This is a genomic window from Exiguobacterium sp. SH1S21 (genome assembly GCF_004337175.1).
In the GTDB taxonomy this organism is placed as follows: domain Bacteria; phylum Bacillota; class Bacilli; order Exiguobacteriales; family Exiguobacteriaceae; genus Exiguobacterium; species Exiguobacterium aurantiacum_A.
The window spans coordinates 362,178-377,432 of record NZ_SJUY01000001.1; the positions used below are offsets into that span (position 1 = coordinate 362,178).

Here is a 15,255-nt window from a genome sequence, read left to right on the forward strand (position 1 = left end):
CCGTCCCAATTTCCTCTCATTTTTAGGTAGGTCCATGGACTATATAGGGAAATACTGCACAATGTCGTATAATAGAGACAAATCAATCGACATCGTAGAGAGGAGGCCGACGCATGGACCGAAACCGATTTTATCGTTCATCCGCAAGGCACGGCCGAACACGTCCAAAACGAGCCATCCCGAACTATTCAACACGACGCTTGCCGCACTTTCCCATCGCTTCGCTCATCGAGGAAGTGCAGGATGCCGTCTGTTATATCGATTTTACCCGCAACCACCTGTATACGAACCAACCGCTCCGTGCTTTCTGTCCGTCGCTGACGACGCGGCGCTTCACCGATTTCGAGACCTTGAGCCGCTTCTTCCATGACATGTTCGAACGGAACGAGGCCGACCCGGTTGCCGTGACGTCTTTTTGGGAAGAATTGCTCGACAATCGCTTCGGCTGCTGTCCGAGTATGGAACCCCACTACTTCCAACTCGGCGACCGGACGCTGCAACTCATCTTGAACTTCACCCACACCCCGCGCGGCGTGTTCATCCTCTGGCGCGACGAGACCGAAGCGCGCCGGTTCGAGGAGCAGAAAGACTCATTTTTGGCCGAGCTGTCGCATGAGTTCCGTTCCCCGCTCACCGCCATCAGCGGCTACACCGAACTACTCATGTACCAACATACCGATAACGAGAAGACGCACGGCATGCTGACGCTCGTGAAGCGAGAAGCGGAGCGGCTCGAACGGCTCGTCGACAACTTCCTCGACTATCAACGCGTCAACTACTCCGCGGACTTGCTGACGCTGTCGACGTTCGCACTCAAACCGGTTCTTGAAGGTATTGTCGCCCATTATGAGGCGACATCCCCCAATCACCAGGTCGTCTTATCCACATGCGACGCGACGGTCAAGGCCGACCAGGAGAAGTTGTTACAGCTGCTTCATAATTTGATTGGCAACGCCATCAAGTATTCCCCGAGAGGCGGGACGATCCGGATCACGGGCTCGATGGACGATACGACGCTCGTCTTGTCCGTGCGTGACCCAGGCATCGGTATCCCTCCTGAGTCCATCCCGTACATCTTTGACGAGTACTACCGGGTCGACTCCGACTCCCACCGCCCGATTAAAGGGACCGGGCTCGGCCTGCGCATCTGCAAACGGATCGCCGAGGCGCACGGTTGGGGCATCCACGCCGACTCCGTGTACGGAGAAGGGACGACGTTCTCGATTTACTTATATGACTGATCAACAAAGGGGCCTGGCAATGTATGCCAGGCCCCTGTTTGTTATGCGGCTTTTCGAACCGGTACGTCGCACTCGAGATCTTGGGCGCGCATCGCTTTGGCGTGCTTGAAAAACAATCCGAACAACGTCACCGTCCCGACCGTCGCGATGACGTACGGAATGATTCCGTCCATCTTGAAGCCGATCGGCGCCGTCAAGATATAGAACCAGACCGCATACAGCATGAACGTCCCCGGGACGAGCGCGATCCAGTAGTTGCGTCCTTTGATGTACAAGTACGTTGCCCCGACGAACAAGGCGATGACCGCCGTCGTCTGGTTGGCCCAGTTGAAATATTGCCAGAGGAGACGGAAGTCGACTTTCGTCAAGATGAACGAGATGGCGAACAACGGGAGTGCGATCCAAAGGCGCGACATGAACTTCTTCTGCGCGACTTTCATGTAGTCGGCGATGATCATCCGGGCGCTACGGAACGCCGTGTCACCTGACGTGATCGGCAAGACGATGACGCCGAGGATGGCGAGCGTGCCGCCGATGCTGCCGAGCATGAGCGTCGCCACTTCTTGGACGACGAGCGCCGGTGTGCCGGCGTTGATCATCGCGAGCAGTTCACCCGGCTCGAAGATGGCCATCGCGGCCGCTGCCCAGATCATGGCGATGACGGCCTCGACAATCATCATGCCGTAGAAGATGCTGCGACCATTGCTCTCTTTCATCGTCGTCCGCGAGATGATTGGCGACTGCGTCGCGTGGAATCCTGAGAGTGCGCCGCACGAGATCGTGAAGAACAAGAGGGGCCAGATCGGCAAGCCGTCCGGGTGCATGTTCGTCAATGTCATCTCTGGGATTTGATAGCCTTGGACGAACAGGCTGACCCCGATCCCGACGGCGCTGATCATGAGGAGCGCCCCGAAGAACGGATAGATGCGGCCGATAATCTTATCGACAGGTAAGAGCGTCGCCAAAATGTAGTAGCCGAAGATGGCGAGGAGCACCCAGGCGAGCGTCGACGCATTACCGTCGAACAAGTTGTTGATCATGTTGGCCGGTGACGTGACGAACACCGTCCCGACAAGCAGTAGCAGTAACAGGGCGAACCCGTTGACGACGTGGCGGAGCGAGCGACCGAGGAACTTCTCGGCGAGCTGCGGCAAGTGTGCGCCGTTGTTACGGAGAGAGATCATCCCGGTCAAGTAGTCGTGCACTGCCCCGGCAAAGATTGATCCGAAGACGATCCACAGGAAGGCGACCGGACCGTAGAGTGCCCCCATGATCGGACCGAAAATCGGACCGACACCGGCGATGTTCAACAGTTGGATCATCGAGTTACGTTTTTTTCCCATCGGTACATAGTCGACACCGTCCTGAGACGCATAGGCGGGTGTCGTCCGTTCCTCCTTGATGCCGAACGTCTTCTCGACGTAACGGCCGTAGACGAGGTACCCGACCAATAATAATCCTAGTGCAATAAAAAATGTAATCATCTTTTCTTCCTCCTATAATATGACCCATGTATGATTTCTTATTGTGAAGTTTATCACAATTAAAATATAACAGGCTTTCTTACGGGTGGATAGATGTGATTGATCACTATTTCACATGAAAATAACAATGTTCATTTTTTAGACAAACGTTGCTGTTGAGCCATTTTTATGAAAACGGTTACTTTTCGAATGAATTATTCTGCTTCCGGGAACAGTCAAAGAGAGACGTAGGGAAAGGATGAATAAAATGAAACAACAACGTGGATATTTAGCACTACCGGTCGCCGTCGCCTTTATCGTCATCTTCGGATTGTTGTTCGAAAATTGGTGGCTCGGTCTCGGCATCGGCATCGCAATGTTCTTCGCTTTTAAAGGAACGAAGAAGAAAGCCTGAAACTTTTTGAGGCGACACTCGTAGAAACTGGGCAAAGGAGGAGTTCTCCATGTCCAACAAACAGACGACGGGCAGCTATGCCTTTCCGCTTGCACTCGGCGTCGGCGTCACGTTTGCGATTGCTCTCGACAACTATCTTCTCGGGCTTGCCCTCGGGGTCGGTCTGTATTTTGCATTTAGCGATTCACCAAAGAAAACATGACACCGACCGCCTCATCGAGCGGTCGGTGTCATGTAAATTCGCGCTTCGTACGGAAGCAATCCGTCTGTTCCATTCTCCACATTTTGAAGAACGAGCGATTGAGCATCGATCGAAAATGGAAGAGTCCGTGTTTCGTGCGAATGATTCAAGACAATCACGAAACGGGCCTGTCCTAGTTTCCGTTCATAAGCGTGAAGTGACTCATCCTCTGGCAATAAATCGGTGAACTCTCCGTATATGAGCGCAGGATTGTTCTTCCGAAGTCGAATCAACTGTTGATAATAGTGAAACACCGAATCCTCTCGCGACAAATCTGTCTCGACATTCAAACGCTCATAATTCGGATTAACTGGCATCCAGGGCTTGCCGTCTGTAAAACCCCCATGCTTCTGTGCGTTCCACTGCATCGGCGTCCGTGAATTGTCCCGGCTGAGCAGTTGTAGACTCGCCAGCACGTCTTTCGGGTCACGTCCCTTCCCGATTTCCTCAACGTAGCGATTTTTCATGGCGATATCTTGATAGTCGTCAATCGAGTAAAATTTGACGCCGGTCATGCCGATCTCTTCCCCTTGATAAATATACGGCATCCCCGGTAGCGTATGCGTGAGCGTCGCGAGCAGTTTCGCCGAGGCGACGCGGTGCTCCCCATCGTTCCCGTAGCGGGTCACTTGACGCGTATGGTCGTGGTTGTTCAAAAATTGCGAGTTCCATCCTCGTCCGTTCAATCCTTTATACCAATCTCGTTGAATCTGTTTGAACCGAAGCATGTCCCACGTCGGCATCTCATCAGCAATTTGGAAGTGGAACAGCGTATCGAGCTCTCCACGTGCCTCGTCGACATACAGCAGTCCTTCTTCTGGAGTGACGAACGGAATCTCGCCGACTGTCATGCAGTCATAATGCTTGAGCACCTCATCACGCATTTCTTGCAAATAGTCGTGAATACCCGGATTGTTGGCCAAGTAACTCAAATCGTACGGGTTGTCAACATTCGACAAATCTTTGCGCTTCGCGAGCAAGTTGATGACGTCCATCCGGAATCCATCGATGCCTTTGTCGAGCCAGAAGCGCATCATGTTGTAGATTTCCTGTCGCAGCTCCCCATTCTCCCAATTGAGGTCCGGTTGCTCGACGGCGAACGAATGATAATAATATTGGTCGCTTCCTTCGTCATACTCCCAGCATGACGGTGCGAAGTACGATCGCCAATTGTTCGGGGCTGAGTCTTCGACCGGGTCATGCCAAATGTAATAATCTCGTTTCGGCGACGTTTTGGATGCTTTCGCTTCACGGAACCACGGGTGCTCATCTGATGTATGGTTGACGACGAGGTCTAAAATCACTTTTAAACCGAGCTCGTGTGCTTCCTTGAGCAGTCGCTCGAAGTCTCCCATTGTCCCTGCCTTGTCCATGACCCGATAATAGTCAGCGATGTCATAACCGTTGTCTTTGTCGGGTGAGACGTAAAACGGATTGAGCCAGATGACGTCAGCACCTAGTTCTTTGATGTAGCCTAGTTTTTGACGGACTCCTTCTAAATCTCCGTAGCCATCCCCGTTCGTATCCAAGAAACTGCGCCAATACACTTGATAGACGACTGCTTCTTTCCACCATGTTTGCTTCATTTTATCTCCCCCTATAGAAAGGCCTCGAGCGTTTTCACTCGAGGCAACATTCAAATATGTGTCAATACGTTGTCGAGCGTGAGTCCGGTCGTGTCTGTGAAGACAATATTCGCTTCTGTCAGGACGGCCGGGTCACCGATTCCGACAGCGAACATACCGGCCGCATGAATCGCTTCGACACCGGCCACCGCATCTTCGACTCCAATGCACGCTTTCGGTTCGACCCCGAGTGCTTCTGCCGCTTTCAAGAATACTTCAGGATCCGGTTTTGACTGCGCGACCGTCGCCGCGTCAACGATATGGTCGAACGCATCGAGCAGGCCGAGCTGACGCGTCACCATGAATGCGTTTTTTGAAGCCGAAGCCATGCCAATCTTATAGCCGGCTTGCTTCAACTCGCTCAAAAATGCCTCAATCCCTGGCAAGACGTCATCGGGCGTGATGTTTTTGATGAGTGATACATAGTGTTCATTCTTCTTCGCGGCCAATTGTTCCTTTTCTTCTGTCGAGAAATCGTTCTCCCGGCCACCGAGACGCAGAATTCGTTCGAGCGACTCCGTCCGGCTGACGCCTTTTAACGTCTCGTTGAACTCACGATCGAACGGGATCGACAGTTCTTCCCCGAGCGCTTTCCACGCCAAATAGTGATACTCAGCGCTGTCCGTAATGACACCATCCAAATCAAAAATAAAAGCTTTCATGTCCATCTCTCCTTATTTGTCCCCACCGATTCGTAAACCTTGCATGAAGTACTTGTTCAGCACGATGTACAAAATGATGATCGGGACGATACTGACGACTGAGGCCGCCATAATGTAGTTCCATTGTGTCGCGTTTTGGCTTTGGAACGACTGAAGTCCGAGCGTGAGCGTATACTTCTCTGGCGATGTGATATAGAGAAGCGGCTTCAAGAATTCGTTCCAGAAACCGAGAAAGACGAAGACGGCTTGCGTCGCGACCGAGGCTTTCGCCATCGGGAAGACGATGCGCCAAAACGTCTGGAATCGGTTCAATCCATCGACTTGAGCCGCCTCTTCGACTTCACGTGGGAAGTTGATGAAGAATTGCCGCATCAAGAAGATATAGGCAAAGTTTATCGCACCAGGTACGATCAGCGCCGCATACGTATCCAAAATGCCGAGCGAGCGCATGATGAGATAGTTCGGGATGAGCAAAATCTGTCCCGGGACCATCATGACCGCTAGAATCAGCAAGAACAAGTAGTTCCGACCTGGGAATCGCAAACGGGCAAGTGAATAACCGGCCATCGTATTAAAAATGACGTTGATGATTGTCCCCACTGTCGCGATGAAAAATGAGTTTAAGATCCAACGCGGAAACAACGGATCATTCGTGAAGATGTGTTCATAGTTCGCAAGCGTCGGATTTTCGGGCCAAAGTGTCAGACCACCTGCGACAATCTCGCTATACGGTTTAAACGATGCGAGCACTGCCCATAGGAATGGGTACATCGTGACGAGCGCGTATGAAACGAGAATGACATACATGAGAATCCGTGGCCATTTTCTCTTTTTCATATCCCATTCCTCCTTAGTAGTTGGATTCTTCTTTATTTAACTTCCGAGCAAGCATCGATACGGTAAAGATGATGATCGTCAAAATGATGGCGAGCGCCGAGGCGTAGCCCATCGTCCCGATCGTTTGGAACGCATATTGATAAATGATCAGTGAGAACGTGAGCGTCGCATTGTTCGGTCCACCTGTCCCACCAGATATGATATAGGCTTGGTCAAACAGTTGGAAACAACCGATGATCCCCATCAAAATGACGTAGTTCGTGACGGGTGTCAGGTTTGGGACCGTAATTTTCATCAGTTTCTGCCATGCGTTCGCGCCGTCTAGCGATGCCGCCTCATAAAGCGAATGCGGGATGTCTTGGAGTCCGGCGAGGTAAATCGTCATAAAAAATGGTACCGTCGACCAAATGTTCATGACCATGATCGTCGCTAGCGCAAAATCGGTCTCGTTGATAAAGTTGATCGGTGCCTCGAGCAAACCAAAGTTGACGAGCGCATTGTTAATCGGCCCGTTCAAACTGAACAGGAACATGAAAATCATCGTCAGTGCCGAGCTCGATGTGAGCGTCGGCAAGAAATAGATTGTCCGAAACGTATTTTGGAACCGAATTCCAGAGTTGAGGACCGCCGCCATGAGAAGAGCGACTGCCGTCTGAATTGGCACGACGAAGAGTGCGTAACGGAATGTGTTATTTAGTGCCGCCCAAACCCGGTCATCGTTCCAGGCGTTGACGTAGTTCGTGAATCCGACCCATTGAAAATCAATTCCGCCAAACAAGTTGACGCGCGTGAACGATAAGAATAACGAATAGAAGATTGGGAGTAACGTAAACGTCACTAAGAGGATAATTGTCGGCAACATGAACGTGACACCTTGCAGGGCTTCCCGACGATTACGCTCGTTCCCTTTCTTTTTTTGAGGACCTGGCGCCTGTGCCGCTGTGTCAGCACGACGATTTATCTCGAGTTGAGTGCCCATTTGACCCTTCCTTTCCGAACAAAAGTAGGCTCGCGGTTTCACGCGAGCCCTTCTTCTTACTGCAACTGCGTCTCGATATCTTTATTCGCGGCCTCTTCAGCGCGCTTCATCGCTTCTTCGAGTGTCATATCCCCTGTGAGGGCTGCCGGCAACAAGTTGTTGTATTCACGGGCAACAATCGAGAGTGAATCTCCTTTTTGCCACGGTGTCGCATAAGCTCCAGCCGCAACAAACGGTGCTTTCAATTCATCGTCTTGCAGGTTCAACTCTTCAGCGATCGACTTGAGCGATGGAAGGACACCGGCCCCTTCAGACCAAACCTTCATACCGTCTTTCGATGTCGCGTAGTTGATGAACTCCCAACCAGCCGCCTTCTCATCCGAATCACTGTTCAGTGAGTAAGACACTGTGAACATCATAGAACCGCTGTCGCCACCAATTGTCGGTACTTCTTTTGTTCCCATCTCAACGTCAGGGAAGTTTTGTTCGATATGCGAGATCGCCCAGTTTCCTTCAATCATAATGGCTGCTTTTTCAGCACCGAACGAGTCACCGGCCCAACCTTGACCAAGATCGGCTGGCCGTTGAACGAGCTTGTCTTGATACGCATCGACAAGCGGTTGAAGCGCTGCAATCTGATCAGGTTGTGATAAGACCGCTTTTCCATCACCGTCGACGACATCCGTACCGCCCGACTGCATGACGAACATATGACGTGCGAGTTCAGATGTTGTAATGGCTGGTGCGACACCCGAAGGTAACTTATCTTTTAATTCAGCGAGGAAAGCTGGAAGTTCTTCCATTTCGGCCGGAATATCCTCTGCCGTGAAGCCCGCATCCTCAATCATTTGTTTGTTATAGTAAAGACCGAGCGTCGAATAGTCTTTTGGCAATCCGAACAATTTATCATCCGACTTAAACGCGTTGATGGCCGGCTCGTAGAAATCACCAAGGTCTTTTTCAGCTTGTTCAACATACTGATCAATCGGTTCGAGGACACCTTGTTTCGATAACTCGGGTGCTAGAAACGCATCGACGTAGAAGACGTCAGGCGCTGTCCCACCGACCAGATCGGTCTGCAACTGGGTCTGATAGTCATTGTAGACTTTTTTCTTCACGGTGATGCCTGTTTCGTCGGTAAAGGCAGCAAGCATTTCGTCGAACGCCTTCACTTCAGCATCTGTTCCCTTCCAAGTCCCAACTGTGATTTCTTTTCCTTCGAGTTCTGTTGGGTCTGAAGCGACTTGAGCTTCTTCTTCTCCACCGCAAGCTGCCGTGAAGACAAGACCTGATAACATTAAAACTGATAATGGCTTCGAAACTTTCTTATTCATGCGTGATTTCCTCCTCATGGATGATTAATCAATAAACTTTAAGTAACCGCTTTCAACTCACAACTCGATTTTATACCCGAAACGTTTCGGAAAGCAAGCATTTTTTTATATTCGATATCCACCCTTGATAAATAAGGGTTTGCAGCTTTATGCATCAGCGACTAGAATAGATATATAATCATTCTACATGAAAACATTCATAACGTTTTCGGTGATAAGGAGTCTACTACCTATGGCAACTTTAAAAGACGTCTCGAAAGCTTCAGGTTTTTCGGTCACGACCGTCTCTCGAGCACTCAACGGGTACGATGACGTGAACAAAGAAACACGTGACAAAATATTAAGCATCGCCAAAGAGCTCGGATACAGCCCTAACATCTTGGCACGAAGCCTCGTCAAGAAGCAGTCAAAGACGATCGGCTTTCTCGTCACCGACCTAAAACGCGAGAGCGTCAAAGACAACTTCATGTTTGAGACGTTATGTGGCGTATCAGACGAACTAACAAAACTCGACTATGAATTCGTGTTATTGTCGACAACGACTTCAAAACAAAAAAATAAAACGTATGGTCAAATGTGCGCCGAGCGCCAACTCGACGGCGTCGTCATCCAAGGATTAAAACGCGACGACCCTTACTTGCTTGAGGCAATTGAAAGTACGGTCCCTTGTGTCTTAGTCGACATCCCAATCGAAGGTATAAACACCGGGTATGTGACGTCTAACCAACTAGAGAGTGCTAAACAAGCGGTCCGTTACTTGCTTCGCCTCGGTCACCGCCATGTCGCCTTTATGAACGGTTCCCCGCATGCCTACGTCTCGACCGTACGCTATGACGCCTACCGTCAAGTGCTTCAAGAGAACGGGGTCGATACATTTGACGACTACGTATTGAATGGTGATTTTGAAGAACTCGCCGCTAAAGAAGTCGCCTTACCGTTTTTATTGAACCACCCAGAAGTAACGGCCATCTTTTGTGCTTCTGACGTCATGGCACTCGGCGTTCTTCAAGCAACTCGCGAACTCGGTCTGAATGTGCCCGAGGACTTATCGATTATCGGTTTTGATAACATCTTGTTATCCCAATACGTATCGCCACCACTCACGACAATCGGTCAACAACCGTATGAAATGGGCCGAGCGGCAGCGGAGATGGTCGTTCATATTGTCGAAGGAAAAGACGTCCCCCACGAGGCGTTCGTCAATAACCAACTCGTTTTACGAGAATCAGTCACGAAAAATCGGCGATGATTAGTCATCGCCGATTTTTCGTATCGTCATAAATGCAAAGATTCCCACCGTAGCCCAATACAGCACCGCAAGCATCGGGACGTTGACCGGTAATAGGTCGATGATGGTACGAGCGACGAGCGGAGCTGTAATACCATACGCCGTGATCGTCCACGCTTCCTTATAGCGGATTGGCACGAAGCGTTTGAAGCTGAGACCAGCTAACGCCAACAAGGAAATCAAGATGAGATGAACAACAAGATCGAGCAGGACCGATCCATAAATATAGACTGGATAAAACCAGTTTAAGTCTTCTAATACACTTTGAACGTCACGCTCGGATAGTTCGCTGCTCCCGGTGAACGACAAGAGTGACGTGTAACCGTTCAATTCCGTCTCCACACCGCTCCGTTTGAAGACCCACCCCTCATCCGCTAGTAATAGCGTCTGTTTCGTGTTCGTCGGTATTTCCTCCCCGACCATGACTGTCAAATCAAGTACCGGCACGTCGAAAACGAACGCCTCATCATACTGCAATCCAGCATCCGTCACCGAAAAAGCCGGCAACTCGACCAGCTGAGTAGATTGATTCACCCACTTCACACCGTAAACAATCGTATTCGAGACCAACAGTGCGATCAAAACGTAAAAGACCGACTTCCAGATCGATTGGCCGCGCCACATTTTCACTTGATCGAATCTAAATCCCAAACTTGCAACTAATTGCTCCATGACAAACCTCTTTCCTAAAACGTTTCTAACCCCATTAAATCACGATTTATCATTCGAATAAACCCAATATATCAAAAATAGTGGTTGAACATCCGAAACGTTTCGGATAGAATGGGGTCGAATCAAGAAAGCGCTTTATCATACAGGAGGTTATACCGTGACAAACACACTGATGAACTATACGACTGGCACAGGTGATTTACAAAATTGGCTCGTCTCAGAGGACGGTTTCCGACCAGAGTGGCTCGGCAAAGGCGAAACGGTGTTTTCACTCGGAAACGGGTACATGGGGCTACGGTCCGTTACAGAAGAACATTATGCGAACGAGACACGAAACTTATTCGTCGCCGGAACGTTCAATAAATTTGCGGCGAACGAAGTGACAGAACTGCCAAATGCGGCGGATGTCTTATGGATGGAATTTAAATTGAACGGGGTTCGCTTCGATTTGACACAAGGAAAGATCCACGCCTATCGTCGCACCCTTAACCTAAAACAAGCGGAACTGATTCGAGAAGTGACGTGGGAAAGTCCAAACGGTGATGTGTTTGAACTCGTCTTCAAGCGGTTCGTCTCGATGGCGAACTTGCATAGTATCGCTCAGCGCGTATCTATCACGCCGAAGCAACAGACAGTACTCGCCCTTACGTCAGGCATAAACGGTCAAACGACAAACAGCGGGGTTCAACATTTCCTCGAGGGTGATAAACGCCTATACGACGGACGTTTCATGCAACAAATCCAGACGACGACCGAGTCAGGCATCGACTTCGCGTTCCATAGCGTGCACCACTTTATGCTCAATGATACAATCGAGCCCAAATCAATCATCAAGATGGACCGTCGTAAAATCTTCTTTGACTACTCGGACATGATCATCTCCCAAGACGAGACGTTGACGATTGAGAAGTATTCGACCATCTTCACATCGCGCGACAAAGATTTGACGGTCGAGACGACAGAAGAACTCGCGAATCACGCGCTCAACGTGACAAAAGAAATCGAGGCGATGGGATACGACCGCTTGCTCGAGGAGCATATCCAGGCTTGGAACGAACTTGTCTGGGAGCACGCCCCGATTGCAATCGAATCGAACGAGATGTTCGACCAGCTCGCAATCCGCTTCGCACAGTACCACTTGGCCGTCATGACACCGAAACATGATAATCGGATGAACGTCGGTGCGAAAGGTTTGTCGGGCGAAGGGTATAAAGGCCATACGTTCTGGGACACGGAAATATTTATTCTCCCGTATTACACGTATACGAACCCAAAAATCGCTCGCAGCCTGCTCGAGTACCGCTACCAATCACTTTCCGGCGCTCATCGCAAAGCGAAAGAGAACGGATACGAGGGTGCCATGTTCCCGTGGGAGTCGGCATGGCTTGATGATGGTGAAGTCACACCGATCTGGGGCGCGGCCGACATCGTCACAGGTGAAGCAACGAAAATTTGGTCGGGCTTCATCGAACAGCACATCACGTCAGACATCGCCTTCGCCGCTTGGCAGTATTACCATGTCACCGGTGACCAGGACTTTATGGATCGCTACGGGTATGAACTGCTTATCGACACAGCCAAGTTCTGGGCAAGCCGCTTAGAGTGGGATGAAGAAACAAAGCGCTATGAGATCAACGAAGTGGTTGGACCAGACGAGTATAAAGAGCACGTCGATAACAACGCCTTCACGAACTATACGGCACACTGGAACATCAACAAGGCAATCGAGTATGTCGAGTTGCTCCGTACGGATAAACCTGAACTTTTCGAGCAGTTGAACGATAAACTCGACCTGGAAACGGCGGACGAACGCTTCCGTCACGTGCTCGACTTAATTTACTTGCCGCAAGTACGCGAGGACGGGGTGTTGCCACAAGACGACACCTATTTACAAAAAGAGATCATCGACTTGACGAAGTATAAGAATCAAGAGAACGTCGGTTCGATGTTCCTCGACTATAACCTTGAACAAGTGAACGAGATTCAAGTGTCTAAACAAGCAGACGTTATGATTCTTATGTATTTGTTGGAAGATCTGTTCTCTGCGGACGTGAAACGCTCCAACTGGAACTATTATGAACCGAAAACGTTGCACGATTCGTCACTGTCTTTATCGACACATAGTGTTTTGGCATCTGATCTCGGCGATCAAGAATTGGCATACGATTTGTTCCGCCGCGCCTCTGAAATCGATCTCGGCCCGAACATGAAGACGTCAGACGCCGGTATCCATGCCGCTTCGCTTGGTGGCATTTGGCAAGCAGTCGTCAATGGCTTCGGCGGTGTCCGTATGACAGGCGGCAAGCTTCGCATTTCGCCGATGCTCCCGAAAGCTTGGACCTCACTCACGTTCTCAATCGACTGGCAAGGCGAGACGCTCGACGTGAAGGCGACGCAAGAAAAAGTGACGATCACTCGACGTCAACCAACAGATGATGCCGTCACAATCGAAGTATATGGCGAAGAACGTTTAATCGTAGACGCTTTCACGAGCGAAGTGCTGTCGGTATGACGTTTCGTCCCCACTATCACTTCGCCCCGCCGTTCGGTTGGATGAACGACCCGAATGGACTGTGCCAGTATAATGGTGTTTATCATCTGTTCTATCAGTACCATCCGTTCGGGGTAGACTGGGACGATATGCACTGGGGACATGCCACGTCGACCGACCTCATTCGTTGGGAGCACAAACCGATCGCCCTTCGTCCCGGTCTAGACTATGACCAGGACGGGGTCTTCTCAGGGAGTGCCCTCGTGAAAGACGGCGTACTTCACTTGTATTATACCGGCAACGTGTGGCTTGATGAGAAACGCGAGACGCTCAGACAAGTTCAATGTCTCGCCACGTCAGCAGATGGCAACACGTTCAAAAAGCATTTAGACAATCCGATCATCTCCGGCGAACCCGCACGGGGTAACGCTCACGTCCGCGACCCGAAAGTATGGGACCAAGAAGGGCGCTACTACATGGTCCTCGGTACGCGTGACGCGACAGACGGAAAAGTCGTCCTCTACGACTCGGACGATGCCATTCATTGGTCTGAGCGCGGCGTTATCGCTGGGGAGACGGGCGAACACGGTTGGATGTGGGAATGTCCCGACCTGTTTCACCTTGACGGTCACGACGTCTTGCTCCTTTCACCCCAAGGGATGGAGCAAGACGGTGATCGATATCATAACTTGCATCAGTGCGGATACTTCGTCGGTCACCTCGACTTGAACGCCCCGCTCTTCACACATGGCACTTTTACCGAGCTCGATTATGGCCACGATTTCTACGCCGCCCAAACGTTCCTTGACGAACGAGGACGACGTATTTTGATCGCGTGGAATGCCATGTGGGAACGTGATTGGCCGGAACAAGCCGAAGGATGGACGAATCAGATGACAATCCCGCGCGAGTTATCGCTTCGAAATGGACGACTGTACATGACTCCAATCGAAGAAATGGCATCGCTTCGGCAGACGAGCCAGCGCTTAGCTGGACCGAAATTTGAAGGAGACGCGTTCGAACTTTCTTTTGACACAGAAGCCGACTTTCAATTCGCCTGTTTCGGGGAGACCGCTACCTTCTCGAAATCTGGTAATACACTCGAATTGACACGCGGACATGAGGTACGTCGCCTACAAGCGAGCGGTCGTACATTCCGCATCTTCGTCGACGCTTCTTCAATCGAAGTGTTCGTCAATGACGGTGAGTTCGTCTTCTCAAGTCGGGTCTATCCGAGCGAGAAGCGCACGCATCAATTGACGGGAGACGTGACTGCGACGCTCCATCGCTACTAAAACAACCCGAGACTCATGTCTCGGGCTGTTTCAGTTTACATAGAACCTTTCGACCTCGTCCGTCATGATGGCGTCGACACCAGTCATGTCCGGCAGCTCGCTCGGGTCGTTGATCGTGTAGAGCCGAATCAAACGATTCTGTTCCCGAAGCGTCGTCCAGTCTCTCGTCCCGATAAACTCCGGTTGAGCATGGACAGCCTCGGCCCCAATCCGCTCGACGAAATCGACCAGTTTTGGATGTCCCTCCCCGGTCAAAACGGCGATCCTCGCTTCTCGGGCGATATCTCGTAACCGGATGAGCGTATCCGGATTGAATGACGAGAAGACGACACGTTGCTCGAGCTTGAACTCGGTGACAGCGAGCCATGTGAGATATTCAATCCCGTCATAATCGAATCGATCCGTCTTCAGTTCGATATTGAGCGTGACATCGGACGATTCAATCAATAAGAGTACTTCTTCGAGCGTCGGGATTCGTTCCCCGCTCTCGGTGCGGAGTAAACGAAGTTGGCGGAGCGTCATATCTTTGACGTATCCACTCCCGTCCGTCGTCCGGTCGACCGTCTCGTCATGGATGACGACGAGACGACCGTCGCGCGTCAATTGGACATCGAGCTCGATCCCGTCGGTGAAAGGTAACGCCGCTCGAAACGCCGACAACGTATTTTCTGGATACTTGGCGCTATAGCCGCGATGCGCGTAAATCAACATG

Annotated in this window: 14 protein-coding genes; 6 read left to right on the forward strand and 8 right to left on the reverse strand. The window is 50.8% G+C overall.

From position 1 onward, the window contains the following. Window positions 1–113 precede the first annotated feature (113 nt). Entirely contained in the window at window positions 114–1,241 is a 1,128-nt protein-coding gene (locus tag EVJ24_RS01745; protein ID WP_236637515.1) for a sensor histidine kinase, read from the forward strand. Between the two features lie 41 nt (window positions 1,242–1,282). Here the strand turns inward: EVJ24_RS01745 and EVJ24_RS01750 are convergent, their stop codons facing one another. Then, window positions 1,283–2,725, reverse strand: a complete 1,443-nt coding sequence (locus EVJ24_RS01750; protein ID WP_131439088.1) for a carbon starvation CstA family protein — start codon at window positions 2,723–2,725, stop codon at window positions 1,283–1,285. A gap of 247 nt (window positions 2,726–2,972) precedes the next feature. Between EVJ24_RS01750 and EVJ24_RS15405 the strand changes: the two genes are divergently transcribed. Continuing rightward, window positions 2,973–3,119 (forward strand): hypothetical protein, encoded by a 147-nt coding sequence (locus EVJ24_RS15405; protein WP_201740341.1) that lies wholly within the window; start codon window positions 2,973–2,975, stop codon window positions 3,117–3,119. Window positions 3,120–3,168: 49 nt separating this feature from the next. Further along, a complete protein-coding gene (locus tag EVJ24_RS15335) occupies window positions 3,169–3,321 on the forward strand; it encodes a hypothetical protein (protein ID WP_161567338.1) in 153 nt (50 codons plus the stop codon). A gap of 11 nt (window positions 3,322–3,332) precedes the next feature. Here the strand turns inward: EVJ24_RS15335 and EVJ24_RS01755 are convergent, their stop codons facing one another. From EVJ24_RS01755 to EVJ24_RS01775, 5 genes are read right to left on the reverse strand one after another with little or no spacing between them, the layout of a single operon-like run. Further along, window positions 3,333–4,946: an alpha-glucosidase gene (locus EVJ24_RS01755; RefSeq protein ID WP_131439091.1), complete on the reverse strand. Its 1,614-nt coding sequence runs from the start codon at window positions 4,944–4,946 to the stop codon at window positions 3,333–3,335. A gap of 50 nt (window positions 4,947–4,996) precedes the next feature. Continuing rightward, window positions 4,997–5,647, reverse strand: coding sequence for a beta-phosphoglucomutase (gene pgmB / locus EVJ24_RS01760; RefSeq protein WP_131439093.1), 651 nt, complete (start codon window positions 5,645–5,647; stop codon window positions 4,997–4,999). 12 nt (window positions 5,648–5,659) lie between these two features. Next, window positions 5,660–6,484 (reverse strand): carbohydrate ABC transporter permease, encoded by an 825-nt coding sequence (locus tag EVJ24_RS01765; protein ID WP_131439095.1) that lies wholly within the window; start codon window positions 6,482–6,484, stop codon window positions 5,660–5,662. A 13-nt stretch (window positions 6,485–6,497) separates the two neighbouring features. Continuing rightward, window positions 6,498–7,463 carry a carbohydrate ABC transporter permease gene (locus EVJ24_RS01770; protein ID WP_131439098.1) on the reverse strand — a complete coding sequence of 322 codons (966 nt, stop codon included), beginning with the start codon at window positions 7,461–7,463 and terminating at the stop codon, window positions 6,498–6,500. A gap of 56 nt (window positions 7,464–7,519) precedes the next feature. Beyond that, window positions 7,520–8,797, reverse strand: a complete 1,278-nt coding sequence (locus EVJ24_RS01775) for an ABC transporter substrate-binding protein (RefSeq protein ID WP_071398319.1) — start codon at window positions 8,795–8,797, stop codon at window positions 7,520–7,522. A gap of 232 nt (window positions 8,798–9,029) precedes the next feature. On the opposite strand from EVJ24_RS01775, the gene EVJ24_RS01780 reads away from it, so the two are divergent. Then, window positions 9,030–10,046 carry a LacI family DNA-binding transcriptional regulator gene (locus EVJ24_RS01780; protein ID WP_131439100.1) on the forward strand — a complete coding sequence of 339 codons (1,017 nt, stop codon included), beginning with the start codon at window positions 9,030–9,032 and terminating at the stop codon, window positions 10,044–10,046. On the opposite strand, the gene EVJ24_RS01785 is transcribed toward EVJ24_RS01780, so the two are convergent. Then, a complete protein-coding gene (locus EVJ24_RS01785; RefSeq protein ID WP_131439101.1) occupies window positions 10,047–10,757 on the reverse strand; it encodes a DUF1189 family protein in 711 nt (236 codons plus the stop codon). It lies immediately after the preceding gene. A 172-nt stretch (window positions 10,758–10,929) separates the two neighbouring features. Between EVJ24_RS01785 and EVJ24_RS01790 the strand changes: the two genes are divergently transcribed. Both EVJ24_RS01790 and EVJ24_RS01795 read left to right on the forward strand, forming a co-directional pair. After that, the gene (locus EVJ24_RS01790; RefSeq protein ID WP_131439618.1) at window positions 10,930–13,269 is read left to right on the forward strand and encodes a glycoside hydrolase family 65 protein; all 2,340 of its coding nucleotides are present in this window, start codon (window positions 10,930–10,932) and stop codon (window positions 13,267–13,269) included. Further along, window positions 13,266–14,543, forward strand: coding sequence for a glycoside hydrolase family 32 protein (locus EVJ24_RS01795; protein WP_131439103.1), 1,278 nt, complete (start codon window positions 13,266–13,268; stop codon window positions 14,541–14,543). Before EVJ24_RS01790 ends, EVJ24_RS01795 begins: the two co-directional genes overlap by 4 nt. Window positions 14,544–14,573: 30 nt before the next feature. Here the strand turns inward: EVJ24_RS01795 and EVJ24_RS01800 are convergent, their stop codons facing one another. Then, on the reverse strand, window positions 14,574–15,254 hold the full coding sequence (locus tag EVJ24_RS01800) for a glycerophosphodiester phosphodiesterase (protein WP_131439105.1): 681 nt from the start codon (window positions 15,252–15,254) through the stop codon (window positions 14,574–14,576). Window position 15,255 lies beyond the last annotated feature (1 nt).